The organism is Lysinibacillus sp. A1 (assembly GCF_000801965.1).
Taxonomy (GTDB): domain Bacteria; phylum Bacillota; class Bacilli; order Bacillales_A; family Planococcaceae; genus Lysinibacillus; species Lysinibacillus fusiformis.
On record NZ_JSZM01000011.1, the window covers coordinates 248,280 to 270,925 of the forward strand.

The window sequence follows — 22,646 nt, forward strand, 5'->3', positions numbered from 1 at the left end:
TCCCCCCATTTTTCTTGTAGTAGTTCTAGTTATAAAATATAATTAAATAATATTTAATAAAGTTTAACATAATTGTCGTTTCTGTTAAATAAAATTTAATAACGTTAAATAATTTTTAATTCATACGATAGGAGTTTCAAAATGGAGAATTTTGATATTGGAAAGAAAGTTGAGAAATACCGAAAAATGAAGGATTTGACCAATAGAGAATTAGCAGCTTTAGCTGGCATTACCCCTTCCATGTTAAGCCAAATTGAACGGGGTCTAGCGAATCCATCCATTCAAACATTAAAAGTCTTAGCAAAAACTTTAGATGTTCCAACATTTAGCTTTTTTATGGAAGAAACAAACACCGAGGCTTTAGTAGTAAGATCCAATAAACGTAAGAAAATGATTATAGATAACTTGTCCTATGAGTTATTATCACCCGATTTCACAGGTAATTTGGCGTCAGCCATTATGACCGTTCCCCCCTATACGTCTTCTTCAGAGAAACTTTTGGATCATAGAGGCGAGGAAATAGCAGTTATTATAGAAGGAAGCATAAAAATTTATTTGGGTGAGGAAGAATATCTTTTAGAAGTTGGTGATAGTGTGAAAATACCAGCAAATTTGAAGCATAAATGGGAAAATAATTCTCATACAGTGGCAGTTGTATTATTTTCTGTTACTCCTCCTATTTTTTAAAACATTGAAAGAGATATGTATGAATACAAATAAATAATATTTTTGTCCCACCTATACAAATTTGAATATAGAAGGAGTTAGCATGGTGATTTCAAATAGAGAAATTACCAAAGAAATTATATGGAGGTTTGTGAGTTAACAAGTAACAAAGATGTCAAATTAACATTGTACGAAGAATTTATATGTAGTAATGCTGTATTTTTAGCGGAATCTAAGTATTCATCAAATTATAATAATGAGGTTTTAATAGGTTTCTTTATGTATGGACATAGCGAAAAAATTATATACATCCTATCGGTTACGTTTACTGGGAAAATAAACACTTTTACAGGGGACATGACAACTCATGAATATTATTATAGGCTAGATTTTTAAGACTGGCTGTCCATACATAAATGAGTCCATAGACAAACTTAACATTTTAAGAGTTTGTCTACGGACTTTTATATTTTTCCCTCATGGTTAATCATAGTTGTGTAATATTTAGTACGCTTACAAAATTTTAGGTTTCCTACAATTGCAATAGACTTGCCCACCTAAGAATCACGCAATCTTCATTCATATCTCTGCACCTCTTTCTATGACTTAAAGACGATTAATCAACAAATACATAGTCACCATCACTTTCGAGAATATCCTTTAAAATTATTAATGCTTGCTCCAGCTGATACTCTGGAGCTGCTATAGCCATACGCACAGCATTCACTGGCTTTGCATTGCCGACTGTAAAGCGTTCTGCAGCGTAGACCTGTACACCCGCTTTCGAGGCAAGCAATTCAAATTGTACGCCTGTAAATTTGTCTGGCAATAGGAGCCATCTGAAAATACATTCCTCATCACCTAAAATGTGATACTCTGCTAAATAATGATTAACAAGGGCATTTTGTTGTTTTGCGTATGCTCGATGTTTTTCCAATATGGTTTGCGCGACCCCTTCATGTATCAATCTTGCTGCAAGCTCTAGCATAATTGGAGAGACTGATATATTGATATTATAGAGAGTCTCCATTATTTTTTTACGAAGTGCAGGAGGTGTGACAATAAAGGATAGTCGCAATCCTGGTGAGATCGTTTTCGACAGACTAGCAATATAGATCACTTTATCAGGTGCATAGGAAGCAATCGGAGCATATGGTTTTTCCTTAAGAAAGCTATAAATTGCATCCTCAATGACAAGCAAATTTTTCTGTCTTGCTACTTCTGCGATCATTTTTCTGGTTTCTACCGACATGGTATGTGTAGTTGGATTATGAAAATCAGGGATGACATAAATGCCTTTAATATGTTCATTTTTACAAGCATACAGCAGTCCTTCTTTTGTCATCTCACCCTGGCATTGTTGTATAGCGACAAGCTGAATACCTAGCATATTGGCAGCAGTTTTCATTCCCGCGTAAGTTATAGGATCTGTCCCAATTCGATCGCCTGGCTGGAATAATGCCGCAAGTGTTCCAACAATGGCATTTTGTCCACCAGCTCCAAGCAAAATGGGCTGATCTGTTTGAAAATTTACCCATTCGAAGAGCTTGAGCACGGCCTCATTTTGCCAAGCGTTCCCCTCAGGTCGCCCATATTGAAATAGTTTAGGAAAGCTAGGTTCACCTACCATTTTTTTCATATAACGAGTAATGTCCTCATTGACAAAGTTATCTGGTAGTACAGAGCCCATTTCAATGATCGGTGTCGTACGGTTTGTTGGTAATAAAATTTTATTGCTAGCTGCATCCGTTGAAACAAATGTGCCACTACCAATCGAGGCATATATTAATCCCTTTTGTCCACAGAGCTTAAATGCACGTGTAATCGTGCTTAAATTCACATCTAAAAAATCAGCTAATTCACGTTGTGGTGGCAATTTTGTTCCTGGCGTTAGCTTTCCTTCTTTAATGTCTTCCTCTAGCTGTTGTGCAATGGCTATATATAATGGAGCCGTGCTATTACTAATATCTGGCTTCCAAATCATAGGATACGCATCAAATGAATTAATAGGCATTCGCAAAGCGCCTTCTTTCTATTAATTTGCATACAATAGTTTAATTGTCTTGCATACAATGATAATATTGTATGCAACCGATGACAATGATATAATTTTTAAAAAATCAGAAAAAAAGGACCGATCATTATGCAATATTCTGAAAGAATCTTAAATACGCCATCCTCATTTATTCGAAATATTTTGAAAGTGACAGATGCAGAGGATGTCATTTCCTTTGCAGGTGGGCTTCCAAACCCAATCTCTTTCCCAATTGATGCATTAAGAGCATCAGTAGATCAAGCTATCACAAAAAATGGTAGCCGCCTATTTCAATATTCTTCAACACAAGGTTATGCACCATTACGTGAGTACATTGCTGCGAAGTATCAACGTGTCCACGGGCTTGATATCCATGCTGACGACGTCTTTATTACAACAGGTTCACAGCAAGCACTTGAATTAATTGGTAAAGTACTTATTAATAAAGGCGATGGCATTATTATCGAAGAGCCTGGTTACTTAGGGGCTATACAAGCCTTTACATTAGCTGAACCAACCTTCCATGGGGTAACATTAGAAAACGATGGTCTTAATCTGGAAGAATTAGAGCAAGCCCTGCAACAACCAAATGTAAAATTTATTTACACAGTTCCAAACTTCCAAAATCCAACGGGTCTCACATACTCGAAAGAAAAGCGTGAGCAAATATACGAATTGGTTGCCAAGTATGATGTTGCTTTAATTGAGGATGATCCTTATGGGGAGCTACGTTTCCAAGGCGAGCCACTTCCTTATATCGGCGCTGGTAAATTAGAAAATAGTATTTTACTAGGTTCTTTCTCTAAGACGGTCACACCTGGCATGCGTCTTGGGTTTATCATTACAAAAAATAAAGAGCTTTTACAGCATATCGAAACAGCTAAGCAAGCTTCTGATCTTCATACGAATATTTTCTCGCAATATGTTATCTATGATTATTTAGCAAGTAATGATTACACGGAGCATGTTAATAAAATAATTAGCTTATATAAAAATCAATCAGAAGCGATGCTGGATGCGATGCAAGAGTTTTTCCCTGCCCATGTCGAGTACACACGACCTGAGGGAGGCATGTTCATTTGGGCAACAATGAAGGATGGTACGCCAGCTCTTGATGTATTCCATAAAGCGATGGAACAAAAGGTTGCCTTCGTGCCGGGTGATCCATTCTATACATCGAAAACGAACGTGAATACAATGCGCTTAAACTATACAAATGCAACACCTGAAGTAATCCGCGAGGGTATTAAACGTTTAGCAAGTATACTGTAAAAAAATGAAACCGTATAAACGCTTTGAAGGCGTTTATACGGTTTATTAATGTGGATAGTAGATGGTCATGCTGAGACGTGTTAAAGTCTCTCCGGGGTTGATATATGTGTGGGAGCGATCAGCTTTAAAACGGATGGCATCACCGCTTGCTAATGGATAGTCCTTATCTTGTATTCGAATGATTAATTCCCCATCAAAAACGGTTAAATATTCCTCCGTTCCTTCTCTATGCGCCTCAGCGTGTAATGTTCCATTCTCCTTTATCGCGATACTATAAATTTCAAAGCGGCTATCCTTTTGAAAAGGAAAATGAGGGTAGACGATATATTTCCCGTTATCTTCCTCTAATGCATGAATGTCCTTGCCTAAGATGAGCTCTGTCTCTGCCTGCGGTTGATGAATAAGCTCTGTGAAAGAAACTTTTAACCCATTAGCTATTTTCCAAATGGTAGTTAATGTTGGGCTCGATTCCCCTCTTTCAATTTGTCCAATCATGGCTTTACTAACCCCGCTTAGTTGTGATACCTTCTCTAGGCTTAATTTCTCTCTCTCACGAATAGCTTTTAAATTTCGAGCAAAAATCAGCTGAATATCATCCATATTTAATCTCCTTTTAAATATATACAATATAACGTACGTTATGTATAATAAAATAAACAACGTTATAATGTCTATTTCGGACATTATAACATACAAATTAAAGGTGGTGATGGCCCTTGCCTATATTTTCCTTTCTAGTTTTTATTACGATTACAAGCTTCACTCCTGGCCCAAACAACTTTATGGCCATGGTATTTGCCAAACAGCATGGCTTCTCAAAAACGTTGCCCTTCTGCTTTGGTGTGGGAATTGGATTTTTTATTATTATTGCTCTGAGCAGCTTTTTCAACATTGTTATGCTAAATATTTTACCGACCATTAAATTGCCCTTAACCATTTTTGGTGTCGGCTATATGCTATACTTAGCCTTTAAAATTGTGACAAGTAAAGAGCCGGAGGAAAGTAATGAGGTAGAAGAAAGACGGAACTTATTTTTTATAGGAACCTTCTTACAATTTATCAATCCAAAAGGAATACTATTTGGAATTACGGTTGTTGCTACCTACATCCTTCCTTATAATTCTTCCTACATAAGCTATCTACTTTTCTCCCTCTTTTTAGGCTTCATTGGGATCATTAGTACATTTAGTTGGGCATTATGTGGGTCCGTTTTCCAAAAGGTATTGCAACAGCATCGACAACTGTTTAATATCATCATGGCTTTATTACTTGTGTATAGTGCCTTCTCAATTGTTGTACATTAAAAAAACAGCCCTCAACTGTCGAGGGCTGTAGTAAAAAAGAACTTTTATTTTGTATATGTTAAAACCGCATTCTTTTTGAATTTCGCCAAAGCCTCTGTTGCCTCATTTTTGTTTGCATACTCAAAAATTCGAACATCCTTTTTGTCAAATACTGTAATAACCCACATGTAAAAAGCTCCCTTCTCTTATTTTTTTGTACTATAACAATCACTAAAATTTGTGAGACTACTCGTTAACTGTTTTACAACAATTCCTTACTTGATTCTTATTTTACGCTGAATTTTTGAAAAAGAAAGCTTTATGTGAAGGTCTTCACAAACTGTTCAATTTCAAACCGCTTACATTGAACAATTTGTGAATTTCTTTATTTTTTAGGTATATAACCGGTTTGAGATGTTAGGTTTATTGTCATTTTTCTCTCTCTATCGATTGTATTTCGGCTTTTATCAATAGCTTCTTTCTATTGATCCATCATCATTAAAACTGTATCCATCTTAAGCAAAAAACCGTACGAGTGCACGGTTCTCTGTAGTAGTAGATTTTATTTCTAAAGCCCTAACAAAATGCTGCCTCTTGCTTTTGGGTTAACTCAATCTCAAAGCCTAAATCCTCCAACATACGATAATCACTATTGGCTTCCTGGCCTGCAGTGGTTAAATAATCCCCCACAAATATACTATTCGCTGCATAAAGGCCCAGTGGCTGTAGAGAGCCGAGATTGATTTCACGGCCACCCGAAATTCGAATTTCCTTTGTTGGATTGATGTAACGGAATAATGCCAAGACCTTTAAACAATAACGTGGATTTAAGTCCCTTGTCCCTTCCAGTTTTGTGCCGTCAATCGCATTTAAAAAGTTAACAGGAATCGAATCTGCATCTAATTGATGGAGGGCACGCGCAATATTGACGACATCCTCCCTAGTTTCCTTCATCCCAATAATGGCGCCCGAGCAAGGGGATATACCATGTTTTTTAACAATCTCTACCGTATTGACACGATCCTCATACGTATGTGAAGTCGTAATGAAGGAATGGTGACGCTCAGAGGTATTCAAATTATGGTTGTAGCGATCCACCCCCGCCTCCTTTAATTGCTGTGCCTGTTCTTCTTTTAGCAAGCCAAGACAGGCACAAACCTTCAAGCCATATTTTTCTTTAATTTCAGTAACTGCCTCGCTTACGACATTGACGTCCTTCCGTGTCGGCCCACGACCACTTGCCACAATACAATACGTTCCAATCTTATTGTCAAATGCTCGTTTCGCACCAGCCAAGATCTCCTCTTTCGTAATAAAAGGATATTTTTCAATAGGTGCTGTTGATTTAGAGGATTGAGAACAATAGCCACAATCCTCTGGGCAGTAGCCGCTTTTAGCATTCATAATCATATTCAGCTTTACTTTTTTACCATAATAATACCGACGAATAGCAAAGGCACCATCCATCAGTTGTAATAGCTCATCATCCTTACTATTTAAAATAGCAAGTGCCTCCTCATTGCTAATGATTTTGCCATCAATTACTTCCTGTGCTACCTGTAAAAAATTCATATCATCGTCTCCCCTTCCCCTTGAGAAATACTTACTCTTCTAGCTGAATGAAATACTTTATACAATTTCTCTGCTAATAAGCCGGCTGAAATAGCTAAGCCAAAATCAGCAATGATACTGCTTACAAATCCAACAACAAAAACATGTGACCAGCTTGTTTTCATATCTAACCAGAAGTTTAAAGCGATATATAAATATGGAACAGCTATAGCATAAACAATGAAAAGCCCTAAAATTGTCGCCCCAATAAAATGCCTTTTCTTTGGTCTTTCAATTCTCTCAACGATCATTCCAATCACATACGCGGCAAGAGCAAAGCCAATAAGATAGCCAAATGTGGGCTGTACTACATAAGTAATGCCTCCGCCCTGAGTAAAAACAGGTAGCCCTACTAAGCCAACACCGATATAAACAAGCTGACTATATAACCCATTGCGACTACCTAGTAAACATCCTGCTAAAAAAACGAAAACAATCTGTAAAGTAAACGGAACAATCGGTAATGGAATTTTAATAAACGCCCCGATCGCCGTTAAGGCAGCGAACATGGCAATCATGACTAATGCTAATGTAGAATGACGTTTAATCAACCTCCTCCCCCCTATCTTTGAAAAATTGTTCAAGCGTTTCTTTCGTTGTATTCATCATGAACGTCATTTCTTCATTTGAAATGATGTAAGGTGGCATAAAATACAAAATATTGCCAAGAGGTCGTATGAGTAGACCTTTTACTAATGCTTGTTGATAAATTTGGTAACCAATTCGTTCTTCACTTGCAAATGGCTCCTTCGTCTGACGATCTGCAACAAGTTCTATAGCCCCCACTAAACCAACTTGTCGGTATTCACCCACATAAGGCATATCATCAAATGCTGCCATTGCTAGCTCTCGCATTAGTTGCCCCTTGCGCTGAATCATGTCCAATGTTTGCTCTTCTTCAAATATTGTTAATACTTCCAGCGCCACACGACATGCCAATGTATTACCAGAATAGCTATGAGAATGTAAAAATGCTTTCATTGTCCCATATTCATCATAAAATGCGTTATACACTTCATTACTTGTTAAGACAGCGGATAATGGTAAATAGCCGCCTGTTATGCCTTTGGATAAACACATAAAATCAGGTGTGATACTCGCCTGCTCACAGGCAAACATTGTACCTGTACGACCGAATCCAACAGCTATTTCATCAGCAATTAAATGAACATCGTATTGTGAGCATAATGCTCGGAGCCGTTTTAAATAAGTAGGTGGATACATTTTCATCCCTGCTGCTGCCTGAATAAGTGGTTCTATAATAACAGCCGCGATTTCCTCATGATGCACTTTGAGCTGTTCTTCTACGAATTGACTACATGGTGCGTCACAGCTTTCTGGTACTTTCTGAAACGGGCAACGGAAACAATCTGGCCCCTGGGCACGTACAGTATCCAATAAAAGTGGCTCAAATACTTCATTGTACAGTCCTACCCCTCCTACAGATAAAGCACCAACGGTTTCACCATGATACGCATCTGTAAACGCTAGAAATCTAGTCTTTGTTTGTTTTCCAGTTTGCATATGGTATTGAAAGCTCATCTTCAATGCCACTTCAACGGCAGAAGAGCCGTTATCCGCAAGAAACACTTTATGTAAACCAGGTGGTGCTAAAGCGACTAATTTTTCAGCTAACTGAATAGCCGGTTCATGTGTAAAATTAGCAAAAATCGTATGTTCCAACGTAAATGCTTGATGACTTAAGGCTTGACTGATCCGCGGATTGGCATGTCCAAATAAATTTACCCACCATGAGGAAACTGCGTCCAAATAGCGCTTATCATGCTCATCATAAAGCCACACACCTTGTCCTTTTTTTATGACGATGGGCGGAAATGCTTCATAATCTTTCATTTGCGAGCATGGATGCCAAATATGCTGTAAATCTCTAGCTTGTAAGTCAGTTATTTCTCGTATCATTTCTATAAAGCCTTTCAAATAATGTTGTGTGTGTAATGTTGATATTCACTAGCTGTGAAATGTCCTGAAGCCGTGGAATAACCGCATAGGGCAAAGGGTGATATTGTAAAATCGTTTTTATATTATCCTGTTCCATCATACTGCCCGTGTCACCATTAAAAACAATGCCAAGAACATCAATCTGGCGTGATTGCAATGCCTCCATCGTTAACAAGGTGTGATTGATGGTCCCAAGAGATGTCCTAGTAACAAGCACTACTGGCAATTTGCTACTAACAATGACATCAAGCAGTGTGATGCTTTGTTGAACATCTAATGGCACAAACAATCCACCTGCTCCCTCAGCTATAACGACATCGTAGGATTCTTGTAAGTATTGAATACGCTGTAAAAGATTTTCTACATCAATTTGCTGTCCCTCCAGTTGAGCAGCAAAATGAGGCGATGCGGCTTCCTTAAACGAATAGCCATTCATATGTTCTTTATTTAAAGCTTGCAAGGAATACTTCTCATACATAGCCGTATCAGCATAATAGCTATGCAAATTGTCGTATACCTCTCCTGTTTGCACAGGCTTGAAAGGTGTAATTTTCATCCCCAGCCTTTGCAATTGACACATCAACAATGTGGTGACAATCGTCTTACCAACATCTGTATCAGTACCGACAACCCAAAAATGTTGCATTGTTAACCTCCCCCTCTTTTTAAGTTAACCTAAGACACTTTAAAAGTTAACACATTTATTTTCTTTTTGTAAATGCCTATTCTTTAATTTCTCAGAAACTTGTACAAAAATAGCAAAATCTTGTCATAGCTTCTTGAAAAGTTAGACCTTTCAAGGCTTTCAAGGAATGCACCAACTGAATATGTTTTTTCATAAAATAAAGTAGGAGATACTTCTTAAATGAAAGGAGTTTTATCTAGCTGTGTAGTATTACACTATATGGGGGTGGTTGTATGTTTGGGATTTTTAAAGACGCAGAGAAAAGCATTGATACATATGAACAAGTGCATACAATTTTAAAATCATTGCTTACCTATGAACTAAGAGAATTACCGACTCGCTATGAATTTTGGTATCGTGTAGCTATTCGTCAGGAGGAGTGTCGTAGTCTTCAGGCGGAACATCGTGCAAAAATTTCGATGACCTCTGCAGTAGGACGTTTTCATCAAAAACAATATGAGGCGATGACAAAGAAACTAGCCAAACTAGAGCGACTGGCTGATATCTATAAATTATTTTGTTTGGAGGAAGAACGAGCGAATCTAAACCATCGACTATCCTTCCATCAAGAAGACATTGCCGCACTATACGATCACATTCAGCATAAAGAGCTTTATACGTATTGTGACTCGGTTCAACTGCAATTTTGGGAAGCCATCCGCGATGACATTTTACAAGCAATCGCAGACCTTGATTAAATAAAAAAAGCCAACGTTTTTATTCAAAACGTTGGTTATATATTTAGGCAAAATGCTTTGACATTTTTAGTTGAAGCATTTGTTTAAATTCTTGTGACTGATCAACTTTAATCGCTACTTGATGATAGCTTTTTTTAATGCCTAACATAAAGGTCACTTCCACTGGCTCTTTCATTTTTAAAATAACGTGCGGATAAGCTTCACCAAAATCACGTGCAACGAAATCTATCGTATCCTTTGATAGTTTTCCTTCTAACTGTACCTTATCCTCTACGATCTCTTCAATTTTATTAAAGTCGATTTTTGTACGCTTCATTAAACCTAGTGAAATATATATTGTTTCGTCTGTTACGTAGATAGGATTTAATCGAACCGCCTGCATATCTGCTATAAAAAAGATCACTGAATACACATTAAAAATGAGCAAAATAATGGAAAGGATCATGGACTTCTCATGTAGCCACCAGTGAATGCCAATCGTTTCAATCACAATACCGTGGATAATCATCAGTTGAAAAGCGATATAGCTTGAATTTTTATGCAAAGTGAAACCGGGTCGTTCTTGTCGCTTCCAGCTAGCAAATCCATAATAAAGGACAAGTAAATCGGAACAAATCATTTGAATGACAGGATGCTGCGGTATTTGTTTTTCCACAGCTTTTGAAAATGAAAATAAATCCGGTAATGAACTGGCGCGTACATCGGCAAGAACCCTTGGCAGATAGCGTACAAGGGTAGCAATGAGAAAAATTTCTAATACGATCATTATACCTTCAATGGCTAAGCCTGCCCACGTGACTGCGACAAATGGCTGAAGATGCTCTATCGGAATGATAAAACGTGCGGCAAGACAGCCAATTGCGCCTAATAAAATGGCTTGCTTTAATGAAAACTTCCCTTTATAAAGCATCCATAATACAGGTACGATGACTATTAAATCAATAAGGGAACCTAGGACAACTCCATTTGTTTCAATTGGCAAGATGGAAGAACCAAGCCCCGTATTATAAAGCGTATAATTGCTGACTAACACGATGAATAAAAAGGCTAGCCATATATGCTGCTTTTTCCTTAAAACCATCATTCTAACGCCCCCTACATACTATTAATTTCACTTTATTGTAAATGGTGAATCATGTATAGATTACAGGCATAGATAATCATATTTTTTCCATTTACGTTCAAGATTTTTTCACAATTTAATATTTTGCAGGAATTTCTTGCGATAAACATGTGGTGAATAGCCTGTATATTCTTTAAACTTCTCAATATAATAGCTAACTGTACTAAAGCCTGTATTGGCAGCTATCATCGTGACGGTTTGCTCGTCATCCTTCAATAATTCAATACTTTTGCGCAGTCGATATTGTAATAAATAAGTAAATGGTGTCAGTCCAATTATTTTCTTAAAATACCGACTACACTCAGCCCTACTTACATACACATGCTTGGCTAAATCCTCTAAAGTTATTTTTTGCTGATAGTGGGTATGTAAAAAATTCAGCATCACTTTAGCCCGTTCTTGTTGCACAATGATCGAGGGGTCCATAATCTCTTCAGTTAGCAAGGATTGGGTTAACATCAATTCCCAAATGTATAGCAGCTCTCTCCATACTTTTAGTTGAAAAAAGGCATCTTGCTCTCGCAAAATATCAGCCATACATGCCACCTTTTGCGAGAGCTCCTTTGTAAGCTTGACGTATGGCAGTCGCTGATTCGTTAAATAAGGTTGAACATAATTAGTTATAAAAATACTGCCTTCATGTCCACCGATGATTATAGGATCTACATTTATACAGTAAACAATAGCCTGCTCCATTTGAAAGGGCTTTGCCTCATGTAATTGCGAGGCATTGATGAATAGCCCTTCCCCCTCCTCTAAAACTAAAATATCCGCTCCTATCCGATACTTAGCACGTCCACTTTTGAGATATACAAATTGAATTTCTTTATGCCAATGGAGCGGTAGAAAATCCATACTATCCATGCTCATTGTTGTTTCATACAAGGCAACTGGAAATTCTTTCGATCCATGCAATGTTAGCTCTTGTAAATCTTTCGCAATTTTTATATGTGTTAAAGGCATTCTCATCACCTCAATATATTGATATTTTTAACGTGTTAACACGATATTTATTGGTTTATGGATCGCTTATAATCACTTTATATTGATAGTTTAGGAGATGTTCATCTATGAATCAAATCATCCCAAAAAATCGTACCCTCGGTTTTTTACTAGTTATCCTCGGGGCAAGTTTTTGGGGAATCGGTGGAACCGTAGCCCAAAGACTGTTTCAGCAGGAGCAAATAGCTGTAGAATGGCTAGTTTCTAGTCGTCTACTTTTGTCTGGTCTATTACTCATAGGAATATATAAAATAACCCATCGACATGGGTCAATATTCGTAATGTGGCGGACAAAACAAAATGCAATGAGACAACTTCTATTTAGTTTACTCGGCATGCTTGCTGTCCAATATACGTATATGATGTCTATTTCTATTGGAAATTCAGCAGTAGCCACGCTTCTACAATATTTAGCACCGTTGTTCATTATGGCGTATTACTTCTTATCTAAGCAAAGCCCGCTGACAAAACAGGATAGTATTGCTGTTACACTTACGCTTGTGGGAACTTTTTTATTATTAACAAATGGGTCCTTTTCTACACTATCAGTTCCTTTTATGGCGGTCTTCTGGGGTGTAGTATCAGGACTTTCAGTTGCCTTTTATACACTATATGCAGTTCCACTTCTCCAGCAATTTCATTCCTTACTTGTTGTGGGTTGGTCCATGATCATTGGAGGAATCGTTATGAGTTTTTTCCATCCACCATGGGCTATTGATGTATCAGACTGGACATTTTCTACGATTGCCTATTTTCTTTTTATTATTATATTCGGTACCATGCTAGCTTTTTGGTTTTATATTGCTAGCTTGCATTATTTATCCCCAAAGGAGTCAAGCTTGTTAGGTAGTTTAGAACCATTAATGGCCGTCATCACAAGTGTATGGTGGTTAAAAATAAGCTTTGGCGTTTATCAATTTATTGGCACTTTGCTTATTCTTCTAATGATTCTATATCTTACAGTGTTTCAGAAGAAACAGGCTTAAATAACCAAATATCTGATTTTTCTGATTTCAAGTAGTTAATACCTCCTATATTAAATATTAGTTTATATGAATTTATACATAAAATTTACATATTTCATATATCTTTTCTCCTTGTTTGTCTACTATACTGAAAATAAATGACAAACAAAAAAGGAGGTATTATGGATGAATAAAAAAGTTATTTTTTTCGAGGTTGAGGGTGGCACAGATAAAGGACCAGATGGCTATCGCCCAGATACAATGCCGATGGTGGAAGCTTTAAAGCAACGTGGACAAGATGCAGAGGTGCTATTTTTTGATAATGCAAAAAAACAGCAAATTTTTGACTACGTGAAGGAACATGGTGCTGCCTATGTATCACGTATAAACCCTGGCAATTTACAACATGAAGAAGAATATTTTGGGATGCTCCGAGAACTTTGCCAAGTAGGCGTAATGGGCATGCCACATCCCGATGCGATGATTAGCTACGGCTCTAAAGATGTATTATCCAAGCTGATTGCTACTAATTTAGTACCTGATGATACGTTCGCCTATTATACGATTGAGGCATTTAAAGCTCAATTTCCTACTTCACTAGCATTAACAGAACGTGTTCTGAAGCAAAATCGTGGTTCTACAGGTGAAGGTATTTGGCGTGTAAAATTAGTAGAACCTCTAGCCGAAGGAATGACTGAAGTTCCACTAGATGCACAAATTAAATGTACGGAAGCGAAAGATAATCATGTTGAATATTGGTCGCTTGGAGACTTTATGACATTCTGTGAGCCCTATATTACTGGACCGAATGGTATGTTGATCGATATGCGATTTCTTCCACGTATTACAGAAGGTGAAGTTCGCTTATTGATGTTGCGCAATCACCCCGTTCACGTGGTACATAAAACACCTGCTAATACCGAGGATGCCTTTAGCGCAACATTATTCTCAGGTGCACAATATCGCTATGATTCACCAGAAGATTGGCAAGAGCTGGTCGAAAACTTTCTATCGCAACTCCCTCAAGTAACGAGCCTATTAGGGGGTTATGACTTACCACTAATTTGGACAGCTGATTTTATGTTAGATACGGATGAAGCTGGAGCAGATTGCTATATATTAGGTGAAATGAATTGTTCTTGTGTGGGCTTTACTTCAGAGCTTACCTTAGCACATCAAGTAGCAGAAGAAATTATGGCTTGTCTCCAAGAGCAGACAACAGTCATTTCACCATCATAAAAAAAGTGCGATCTGAGTGATCGCACTTTTCATATATAAATTTTAATTGCTTGTATAAATTCATATATAAAATATCCAGCAAAGCCAATTAACAAGAATCCTGCGACCATCGTAAATGTTTTAATCATCTTACGATTCATGGCTTTACGCGTAACTGAGACAATGGTTAGTAAACCAAGATCGTGGAGTAAAATTCCACTCAGAACACCTGCAGCAATAATTAAAAAGCTTGATTGCTCCCCTTGTCCATAAGATTTAGCTAGAACCACGCCGAATACATTGACCCAAAAAACAAGGTTACCAGGGGAAATCGCTACCAATAATCCATTAAAATAAGAGGCAAAAAAGGACTTGGTTACTTTTTCTCCTGCCAATGTAATATCATGATCGGCATTCTTAATAGAGTCATACCCTAACAAGAATAAAAAGCCCGCTCCAATGATCCACATCGGAAGCTGTACCATAGGCATTGCCAAAATAGAGGCTAATCCCATATACAAGGCAAAAACTAATACGATGTCAATGGTCATGCCACCAAGCCCTACAGCCCAGCCGTGCAGAAAACCATTTTTAAGTCCTTGCTTTGTCATTTCAACTGTAATTGCACCTACAGGCATAGCAATGGCAAGTCCCACTAATACATACGCTACATATAAACTCAAAAAAACACTTCTTTCATGTCATCGATAAGCTTCATACGTCCGTTTATACATTCATAATAGCATAAATATACTCAAAAGGAAATAATTATTAATAGTTTAAACATCTCATTTCTAGATTTATAGCATTTGTTTTTTCCATTGTCTTAACATATCATTTGACTTCACGAGATCCATTTTCAAGGTAATTTGCTTGGTAGAACAGCGTTTTTTAGCTCTTTCCCAAGCCTCTTCTAAAGCAGGTAAATAGCTTAAATTTTTCGTAGCAGCTACAAGCTGTAAAAAAATATTCCCTTGAATAAAGTGCCAGCGAGGATTCATACCATCTAGCTGTATGGCTTCCTCAATAAGTCTAAGTGCTAAATAAGGGCTCCCCTCATGACGATTTAAAAATTGAGCAAAAGCACCCCAATAGAGACCCTTGTTAGGCTGTAATTTGATAGCCTCCGCAAATTGGATCATTGCTTTGTCCTGTTCTTTAGTAAGAACGTAGTATTCAGCCATCGTGTAATACGCGTTTGCCTGTGCTTCAATGGGTCCGGCTAATAATTCGTCTATTACCTTCCCAAACTGTTCAGCATCTTGAGTACCGATATAGGCTGTAAGAACATCTCTCTCTGGGTAAGAACCATCTGTACGTTCTGTACTTTGCATGACTTTTTCATCAGTCGTTTCGGGCATATTGGCATATCCATTTGCCTCGAGTAATGCAACATGTTGCTGAATAAGCTGATGGGTCTCACCTTCTAAATTTGTCTGGTTGGCAAGTATCTCCTTCGCTAGCTGATAACTCTCTTTTACTTGACCACTTAAAAATAAGTCATTCATTTGCTGTACTTGCTCATCCATTTGTTTTACCACCATTAAATCCTCACCTTCACCAAAAGAAAAATCTTATTGATAGTGTACCATCTTAGACACGCAAGCAAAAGCTAACTTATTCTAATTTTTCTACAATTCTTTTAATTTAAATGCTTTTACGTGTTGCTCTAGTGTATGTGCCATATGGGTCGTTTCATTCGAACCTTGTGCAACCTCATCAATACTTGCTGTTGTTTGCTGGGCTGCTAAAGTAATTCTATTCATGGCTCCTTCGATGTCTCTAATGGATTCAGTTAATTGTTGTATCATCTGGACAATTCGAGCTGACTTTTCATTTTCAACAGTCACTGCATGAGAAATACTTATAATTTCCTCAACGGTCTTCGCTACAGCGTTTGAAATATTCCCCAACGATTGTGCTGTTAAACCGACAGTTTCTGTTCCTTTTTCAATATATTGCGTATTATCATTCGTTGACGACATTACTTGCTGAACATGTTTCATCATATCCTGAATAAGCTGTTCAACTTGTAATACTTCTGCATTGGACTGCTCTGCTAGCTTTCGCACTTCCTCAGCAACAATGGCAAAGCCTTTTCCTTGCTCTCCTGCTCTAGCTGCCTCGATAGAAGCATTCAGTGCTAGTAAATTCGTTTGTGATGCAATACCAGCAATAGATGTTGTAATTGCCTGTATTTTAGCAGCAGACGTAACTAAGTTTTCAACAGTATGCTTCACTTCATCTGATCCACTTTGAATCGATGCCATATCATTATTTATGTCTTTGGCTAGCCTTTCTCCCTCTGTTGCTAGTTTCATTGTTTCTCGTGCATTATTAGCACTATCCGTAGCATTGTACTGGATTACCTGCAAGTCATCTGCTAAGGAGGTAAGCACTTCGGTAGCATTTTCAGCATGATGCATGCCTGCCGTCACAGTGTTTGTTACCTCTTCGATATTATGAGCGACCTCTTGAATGGTATTTGTCATATCGTTTAAGGTGCAAGCGGTTTCATCAGCATTATTAGCAAGTGTATTAGAAGTAGAACGCATGGTCATGATCATACTTTGCAGGCTAGCGGTCATACGATTTAATGTCTTCGCTAAATCCTCTACCTCATCCTTGCTATTTATTTTTGTTTCAGCTACTGCTAAATTGCCATTCGCAATTTCTTTGGCCTGTTGAATAAGAACACTAATTGGCTTCACTTTTCGTCGGATTAAAAACCCTGTAATAATTGAAGCAATCAGCATAGGGAAAATACTAATTAATATCCCACTTCGCACAACATCCCATGTACGCTCCTTGACAATATTGGCGTCAAAATCGATCACGCTGATGGCAATGATTTCTTTACTGGAATCGTGATCTTTGAAAATGGGCGCATAACCCGATAAGCGATCCATGTCAGCATACGTATAGGGCTGAGAGTAAGTTGGATGCTTATCTTGTAACAACCTATCAATCGCCTCTTGATCCAAATAGAAAGAATCCCCAGGGGCAAATCCTTTCTCGGCTAAATGGTCGTCCAGCGCTAACAATGTACCATCAAGGGACAGAATATATTGAGTTTGAAAAATATCTTTGTGTCCGGTTGTCCAGTTTAAGTCATTCCCAATCCGATCCTGAGCTGCCTGATCGCCACGCATGGCCTTGTCCATTAGTTCAGGAGCAATTAAACCAGTCGTAATATTGGCACATCCATATGCCTCCACACCAGCAGCATCATAAAGTTTATTGTAAGCAGTTATGTAAGTAGCGAACGATGTAATCCCTAGCATGACCACTAAAATACCAGCGATAATCGTTCCAAGTTGAAAAGTTAATGAATTTCGTAATTTCACGATTCATCTTCTCCCCTTTCTTGTAATAATCTATGAATTTTCCCTTTATTTTCTCATCATACTATAAAAAGATGTATTAAAAAAGCATCTTTAATTTTTCCTATAAAATAAAAGTATTGGATAAAAGTTCTGAATTATGCGATAATTGAAGTGGACTAACTTTATTTTGAGGCATTTATCATTCATCTACAAAGGGGGGCTTACAATGAATAAACGTTTTCATTTTGTATCGCTTATTACTGGAAATTTGCTAACAATAGGAGCCATATTCATTTATGCCGTGCAAAGCCAAGTACATGTAGCCCTCAGTACGTATGCACTAGTGATGGGATTTTTAAGTACATTACTTGTGATTTTCTTCTATGTATGGGGAGATGAAAAGCAACAAATATCCAGTCGATTTTTAAAATAAAAAGAGTGAAATGATGTTCTGATGTTTCAAGCAATGAGGTCCCTTGCTACCCTTGTAGAAAAGGGATTTTTTCATGTATTCCATGCTTTTTTCTTCTGATTACGTCTAATTGATGTAGAAAAATTAAAATTTTTGTAGAAAATTTTAAAACAATGATTGAGTACTATATCAAATTTCTGTATAATCAGCTTGTTTGACAATACTTTTATGAACTTGGGGGTAGACAATTGGGTAAAGCATTGATTATCGGAGCTGGCGGAGTTGCCAGTGTTGTGGTACACAAGTGTGTTCAAAATTCGGACGTATTTGAGGAAATTTGTATCGCAAGTAGAACTGTTTCAAAATGTGACGCTCTAAAAGAAAAACTAGACGGCGGAAAAACAAAAATTCATACTGCACAGGTAGACGCAGATAATACAGAAGAGGTTATTGAGCTTATTAAAGCCTTCGGACCAGATGTAGTGATTAACGTTGCCCTACCTTATCAGGACTTAACGATTATGGATGCTTGCTTAGCGACAGGTGTGCACTATGTGGATACTGCAAACTACGAGCCACCTGAAACGGCAAAATTTGAATATAAATGGCAATGGGCTTATAAAGAGAAGTTTGAAAAAGCTGGCTTAACTGCATTACTTGGTAGCGGTTTTGACCCAGGTGTAACAGGCGTTTTCACTGCTCATGCGCAAAAACATGAATTTGATGAAATCCACTATATCGATATCGTGGATGCAAACGCAGGAGATCATGGTTATCATTTCGCAACAAACTTCAACCCAGAAATTAACATTCGTGAAATAACAGCGAATGGTCGTTACTGGAAAGAAGGCGAGTGGGTTGAAACGGCACCACTTGAGAAAAAAGAAGTGTATAACTTACCAGAAATTGGACCAAAAGATATTTACCTTCTATACCATGAAGAGCTTGAATCACTAGCAAAAAATATTAAGGGTTTAAAACAAATCCGCTTCTGGATGACGTTCTCTGAAAAATACTTAACACACTTAAAAGTATTAGAAAACGTTGGTATGACATCAATCGAGCCGATCGAATTTGAAGGTAAAATGATTCAACCAATCCACTTCCTGACAGCGGTATTACCAGATCCAGCTTCTCTAGGACCACGTACAAAAGGTAAAACAAATATCGGTTGTATCATTCGCGGTCTAAAAGATGGCAAAGAAAAAACGTATTATGTGTACAACGTATGTGACCACGAAGAATGCTATAACGAAGTGGGCTCACAAGCAATTTCTTACACAACTGGCGTACCTGCTATGATTGGTGCAATGCTTGTGATGAACGGCGAATGGCGTAAACCAGGTGTTTGGAATGTAGAAGATTTCAATCCAGATCCATTCATGGATGCATTAAATAAATGGGGTCTACCATGGCAAGAAAGCCATAACCCAGAGTTACTAGACCTTGATTTAGATACAAAGGAATTAAGCCGATGAAACCAATTGATTTTTCAAAAGTTCCATCCCCTTCTTATGTAGTGGATGAGCGATTATTAACAAAAAATCTTGAGCTTTTAAAATCAATTCAAGATCGTACAGGCTGCCGCATTTTACTAGCCCTTAAAGGGTTCTCTATGCATTCAACATTCCCGCTAGTAGGGGAATATTTAGCAGGCATTACAGCCAGCTCCCTGCATGAGGCACGTCTTGGCTATGAAAAAATGGGCAAAGAAGTACACGTTTATGCACCTGCTTATATTGAGCATGAAATGGACGAGCTTCTAGGCTATGTAGATCACGTCGTATTTAACTCATTTAACCAATGGGCTCAGTTCAAGGATAAAGTAAAATCTACTGGTAAAACAATTGAATGTGGTATTCGTGTGAATCCTGAGTACTCTGAAATTGAAACAGCTCTTTACGATCCTTGCTATACGAATTCCCGTCTTGGAACGACTTTGGCTAACTTCGATAAATCCCAACTTGACGGCATTGATGGCTTACACTTCCATGCAATGTGTGAACAAAACTCGGATACGCTAGAGCGTATTATTGAAGTAGTGGAAGAAAAATTTGGTGATGTATTACATCAAATGAAATGGTTGAATTTCGGTGGTGGTCACCATATTACACGTGAAGATTATGATGTAGAGAAGCTTGTGAACATCATTAATTATGTGCAAGAAAAATATAACCTGCTTGTGTATTTAGAGCCAGGTGAAGCAGTAGCCCTTAATACAGGTTATTTAGTAGCTACTGTGCTTGATATTCAAGAAAATGGGATGGATCTTGCTATTTTAGATACATCGGCAACATGTCATATGCCTGATGTACTTGAAATGCCCTACCGTCCAATGATTATTGGTTCAGGTCAAGCCAATGAATTTGCCCACACATATCGCTTAGGTGGACTAACATGTCTTGCTGGTGATGTTATTGGTGATTATTCATTTGAACAGCCCTTAAAACCAGGAGATCGTCTTGTATTTACGGATATGGCCCATTATTCAATGGTAAAAAACCATATGTTTAACGGTGTTAACCTGCCTTCTATCGTTTCTTATAATGATGAAGAAGGTATTAAAATTATTCGTGAATTTAAATTTGAAGACTACAGTGGTCGTCTTTCTTAAGAACGCGACAAAGCCCTTCCATTTTTGCAGGAAGGGCTTCTTTTTATAGCTGTATAGTCTTGGGATCTGTTCATACATCGCCTTGTCCCACCAATTTGAACATAAGAAAAACGTAGAAGCCTAAGCCTCTACGTTTTCTTTTTCATTTTCAAGCATTTTGTGTAAATAATTGATAATTTCACGAATACCCTCTAATGAATTGACGAGTATTTTTGGGTCAACATACGTAATCATTCGGTTTTCAAGATTAGCCACAGCTGTAAAATAGCGAGTTTTACTATAATTCACAAGTCCTAGCTGTTGAAGTATAGACTCATCTAAATCAAGAATTTCACGAGCTTCCGTAACAAGTAACCCATAGTTAACAACATCTGTATTCAATACAATTACTCGAGCAGTTGCTGTATTGGAAGAGCGATTATATAATATTCGTTCAAAATCTAGGACAGGCACAAGCTCCCCACGAATTCTTGTAAAACCTAAAAGATAGTTAGGTAAATGAGGAATAGGTGTTACCTGCTCTAATTTTTCAATTGAAATCGCTTGCTCTACAGGCACTGCATATTCCTCTGTACCACAAGCAAAAACTACTGCTTTTACACTTTCCATATGGTCACACCCTTCAAATTCGACTATTATTTTTTCGCAGATTCTTTGACGATCTCAACTAGTAAATCTGCTAATTTTTCTAATTCTTCAACGGGTATTTTTTCATTTGTCGTATGAATATCCTCATACCCAACTGATAAATTAACTGTTGGGATACCAAAGCCTGCAATCACATTTGCATCGGACCCACCACCTGAAATACCTAATGTAGGGGTACGATCAATTTGGCGTGCCGCTGCCATTGCCACTTGAACGACTTTGTCTGATTCGGTTACACGGAAACCTGGATACATAAGCTTCACTTCAACTTCAGCTCGTGCCCCTAATGAAGCAGCTACTTGTTCAAATGTCTCTTGCATATGCTTTGTTTGAGCATCTAATTTTGTTTTATCAATCGAACGCGCTTCAGCTAGAATAGTAACTTCGTCGCAAACAATATTTGTCGCCTGTCCACCCTCAAAGCGACCAATATTGGCTGTTGTTTCTTCATCTAATCGACCTAGCTTCATCTGTGCAATACATTTTGATGCAACTGTAATAGCTGAAATTCCTTTTTCAGGCGCAACACCAGCATGCGCAGTTTTACCGATAATCTTCGCAAAAATTTTCGCTTGGAACGGTGCTGCTGTCACAATACCTCCAACTTTGCCATCACTATCCACAGCAAAGCCATATTTTGCTTTAATAATAGATGGATCCAATTCTTTGGCACCAACAAGACCGCTTTCTTCACCAGCAGTAATAATAAACTCAATATCTCCGTGAGCAATATTTTGCTCTTTTAAGCGTTTTACCATTTCTAGTAGTGCCGCAAGTCCAGCCTTATCGTCCGCACCTAAAATTGTTGTGCCATCCGATACAATATAACCGTCTTCACGTAATGATGGCTTTATGCCTTTACCAGGAACAACTGTATCCATATGAGAAGTAAAATAGATCGGTTCTACATCTAATGTGCCTTTTAATGTAGCAATAATATTGCCTGCACCATGTCCGTTACGTGTATGGGCGTCATCTTGGATTACTGTAAATCCAAGTGCTGATAACTTATCGACTAAAATTGGTGCGATTTCTTGTTCATATTTTGTTTCTGAATCAATTTGAACGAGCTCAAAAAACTCTTCCACTAAACGACTTGTCATGTTGTAAAACTCCCTTAGTTTACGTG

Annotated in this window: 23 protein-coding genes; 9 read left to right on the top strand and 14 right to left on the bottom strand. The window is 37.8% G+C overall.

From position 1 onward, the window contains the following. The first annotated feature begins 141 nt into the window (after positions 1–141). Complete coding sequence (locus PI85_RS08960) at positions 142–687, top strand: helix-turn-helix domain-containing protein (protein WP_036126874.1); 546 nt, start codon at positions 142–144, stop codon at positions 685–687. 595 nt (positions 688–1,282) lie between these two features. On the opposite strand, the gene PI85_RS08965 is transcribed toward PI85_RS08960, so the two are convergent. Continuing rightward, complete coding sequence (locus tag PI85_RS08965) at positions 1,283–2,680, bottom strand: PLP-dependent aminotransferase family protein (RefSeq protein ID WP_036126875.1); 1,398 nt, start codon at positions 2,678–2,680, stop codon at positions 1,283–1,285. A 129-nt stretch (positions 2,681–2,809) separates the two neighbouring features. Between PI85_RS08965 and PI85_RS08970 the strand changes: the two genes are divergently transcribed. Beyond that, positions 2,810–3,973 (top strand): PLP-dependent aminotransferase family protein, encoded by a 1,164-nt coding sequence (locus PI85_RS08970; protein ID WP_008178203.1) that lies wholly within the window; start codon positions 2,810–2,812, stop codon positions 3,971–3,973. A gap of 45 nt (positions 3,974–4,018) precedes the next feature. Here the strand turns inward: PI85_RS08970 and PI85_RS08975 are convergent, their stop codons facing one another. Continuing rightward, on the bottom strand, positions 4,019–4,573 hold the full coding sequence (locus tag PI85_RS08975; protein ID WP_036126877.1) for a helix-turn-helix domain-containing protein: 555 nt from the start codon (positions 4,571–4,573) through the stop codon (positions 4,019–4,021). Between the two features lie 116 nt (positions 4,574–4,689). On the opposite strand from PI85_RS08975, the gene PI85_RS08980 reads away from it, so the two are divergent. Then, positions 4,690–5,277: a LysE family transporter gene (locus PI85_RS08980; RefSeq protein ID WP_036126878.1), complete on the top strand. Its 588-nt coding sequence runs from the start codon at positions 4,690–4,692 to the stop codon at positions 5,275–5,277. Between the two features lie 44 nt (positions 5,278–5,321). Here PI85_RS08980 and PI85_RS25040 read toward each other — a convergent pair whose 3' ends face one another. From PI85_RS25040 to bioD, 5 genes are all read right to left on the bottom strand, one after another. Continuing rightward, the gene (locus PI85_RS25040; RefSeq protein ID WP_008178200.1) at positions 5,322–5,444 is read right to left on the bottom strand and encodes a hypothetical protein; all 123 of its coding nucleotides are present in this window, start codon (positions 5,442–5,444) and stop codon (positions 5,322–5,324) included. A 388-nt stretch (positions 5,445–5,832) separates the two neighbouring features. Further along, positions 5,833–6,828, bottom strand: a complete 996-nt coding sequence (gene bioB, locus PI85_RS08985; protein ID WP_036126880.1) for a biotin synthase BioB — start codon at positions 6,826–6,828, stop codon at positions 5,833–5,835. Then, a complete protein-coding gene (locus PI85_RS08990) occupies positions 6,825–7,418 on the bottom strand; it encodes a biotin transporter BioY (protein ID WP_036126882.1) in 594 nt (197 codons plus the stop codon). The genes bioB and PI85_RS08990 overlap by 4 nt, the downstream gene beginning before the upstream one ends. Further along, positions 7,411–8,787, bottom strand: coding sequence for an adenosylmethionine--8-amino-7-oxononanoate transaminase (gene bioA, locus PI85_RS08995; RefSeq protein ID WP_036126885.1), 1,377 nt, complete (start codon positions 8,785–8,787; stop codon positions 7,411–7,413). The genes PI85_RS08990 and bioA overlap by 8 nt, the downstream gene beginning before the upstream one ends. After that, on the bottom strand, positions 8,768–9,472 hold the full coding sequence (gene bioD, locus PI85_RS09000; RefSeq protein WP_036126887.1) for a dethiobiotin synthase: 705 nt from the start codon (positions 9,470–9,472) through the stop codon (positions 8,768–8,770). The genes bioA and bioD overlap by 20 nt, the downstream gene beginning before the upstream one ends. A gap of 272 nt (positions 9,473–9,744) precedes the next feature. Between bioD and PI85_RS09005 the strand changes: the two genes are divergently transcribed. Continuing rightward, a complete protein-coding gene (locus PI85_RS09005) occupies positions 9,745–10,209 on the top strand; it encodes a hypothetical protein (RefSeq protein WP_036126889.1) in 465 nt (154 codons plus the stop codon). Positions 10,210–10,252: 43 nt separating this feature from the next. On the opposite strand, the gene PI85_RS09010 is transcribed toward PI85_RS09005, so the two are convergent. Together PI85_RS09010 and PI85_RS09015 are read right to left on the bottom strand one after the other, a co-directional pair. After that, positions 10,253–11,293, bottom strand: a complete 1,041-nt coding sequence (locus PI85_RS09010) for a hypothetical protein (RefSeq protein ID WP_036126890.1) — start codon at positions 11,291–11,293, stop codon at positions 10,253–10,255. A 108-nt stretch (positions 11,294–11,401) separates the two neighbouring features. After that, positions 11,402–12,295, bottom strand: coding sequence for an AraC family transcriptional regulator (locus tag PI85_RS09015; RefSeq protein WP_036126891.1), 894 nt, complete (start codon positions 12,293–12,295; stop codon positions 11,402–11,404). A gap of 107 nt (positions 12,296–12,402) precedes the next feature. Between PI85_RS09015 and PI85_RS09020 the strand changes: the two genes are divergently transcribed. Further along, entirely contained in the window at positions 12,403–13,320 is a 918-nt protein-coding gene (locus PI85_RS09020) for a DMT family transporter (protein ID WP_036126894.1), read from the top strand. 165 nt (positions 13,321–13,485) lie between these two features. Then, positions 13,486–14,538 (top strand): Cj0069 family protein, encoded by a 1,053-nt coding sequence (locus PI85_RS09025; protein WP_036126896.1) that lies wholly within the window; start codon positions 13,486–13,488, stop codon positions 14,536–14,538. A 29-nt stretch (positions 14,539–14,567) separates the two neighbouring features. On the opposite strand, the gene PI85_RS09030 is transcribed toward PI85_RS09025, so the two are convergent. The 3 genes from PI85_RS09030 to PI85_RS09040 form a co-directional block, all read right to left on the bottom strand. Then, the gene (locus tag PI85_RS09030) at positions 14,568–15,200 is read right to left on the bottom strand and encodes a LysE family translocator (protein ID WP_036126898.1); all 633 of its coding nucleotides are present in this window, start codon (positions 15,198–15,200) and stop codon (positions 14,568–14,570) included. Between the two features lie 117 nt (positions 15,201–15,317). Next, positions 15,318–16,061, bottom strand: coding sequence for a hypothetical protein (locus tag PI85_RS09035; protein WP_036126899.1), 744 nt, complete (start codon positions 16,059–16,061; stop codon positions 15,318–15,320). 87 nt (positions 16,062–16,148) lie between these two features. Further along, complete coding sequence (locus PI85_RS09040; protein WP_036126900.1) at positions 16,149–17,864, bottom strand: methyl-accepting chemotaxis protein; 1,716 nt, start codon at positions 17,862–17,864, stop codon at positions 16,149–16,151. A 205-nt stretch (positions 17,865–18,069) separates the two neighbouring features. Between PI85_RS09040 and PI85_RS09045 the strand changes: the two genes are divergently transcribed. From PI85_RS09045 to nspC, 3 genes are all read left to right on the top strand, one after another. Next, positions 18,070–18,276, top strand: a complete 207-nt coding sequence (locus tag PI85_RS09045; RefSeq protein ID WP_036126902.1) for a hypothetical protein — start codon at positions 18,070–18,072, stop codon at positions 18,274–18,276. A gap of 227 nt (positions 18,277–18,503) precedes the next feature. After that, positions 18,504–19,733 carry a saccharopine dehydrogenase family protein gene (locus PI85_RS09050; RefSeq protein ID WP_036126904.1) on the top strand — a complete coding sequence of 410 codons (1,230 nt, stop codon included), beginning with the start codon at positions 18,504–18,506 and terminating at the stop codon, positions 19,731–19,733. Then, the gene (gene nspC / locus PI85_RS09055; protein WP_025116106.1) at positions 19,730–20,869 is read left to right on the top strand and encodes a carboxynorspermidine decarboxylase; all 1,140 of its coding nucleotides are present in this window, start codon (positions 19,730–19,732) and stop codon (positions 20,867–20,869) included. Before PI85_RS09050 ends, nspC begins: the two co-directional genes overlap by 4 nt. A 120-nt stretch (positions 20,870–20,989) precedes the next feature. Here the strand turns inward: nspC and PI85_RS09060 are convergent, their stop codons facing one another. Both PI85_RS09060 and PI85_RS09065 read right to left on the bottom strand, forming a co-directional pair. Beyond that, entirely contained in the window at positions 20,990–21,478 is a 489-nt protein-coding gene (locus tag PI85_RS09060) for a chemotaxis protein CheW (RefSeq protein ID WP_008181662.1), read from the bottom strand. A 26-nt stretch (positions 21,479–21,504) separates the two neighbouring features. Next, positions 21,505–22,620, bottom strand: coding sequence for a M20/M25/M40 family metallo-hydrolase (locus tag PI85_RS09065; protein ID WP_036126907.1), 1,116 nt, complete (start codon positions 22,618–22,620; stop codon positions 21,505–21,507). Between the last annotated feature and the right edge of the window lie 26 nt (positions 22,621–22,646).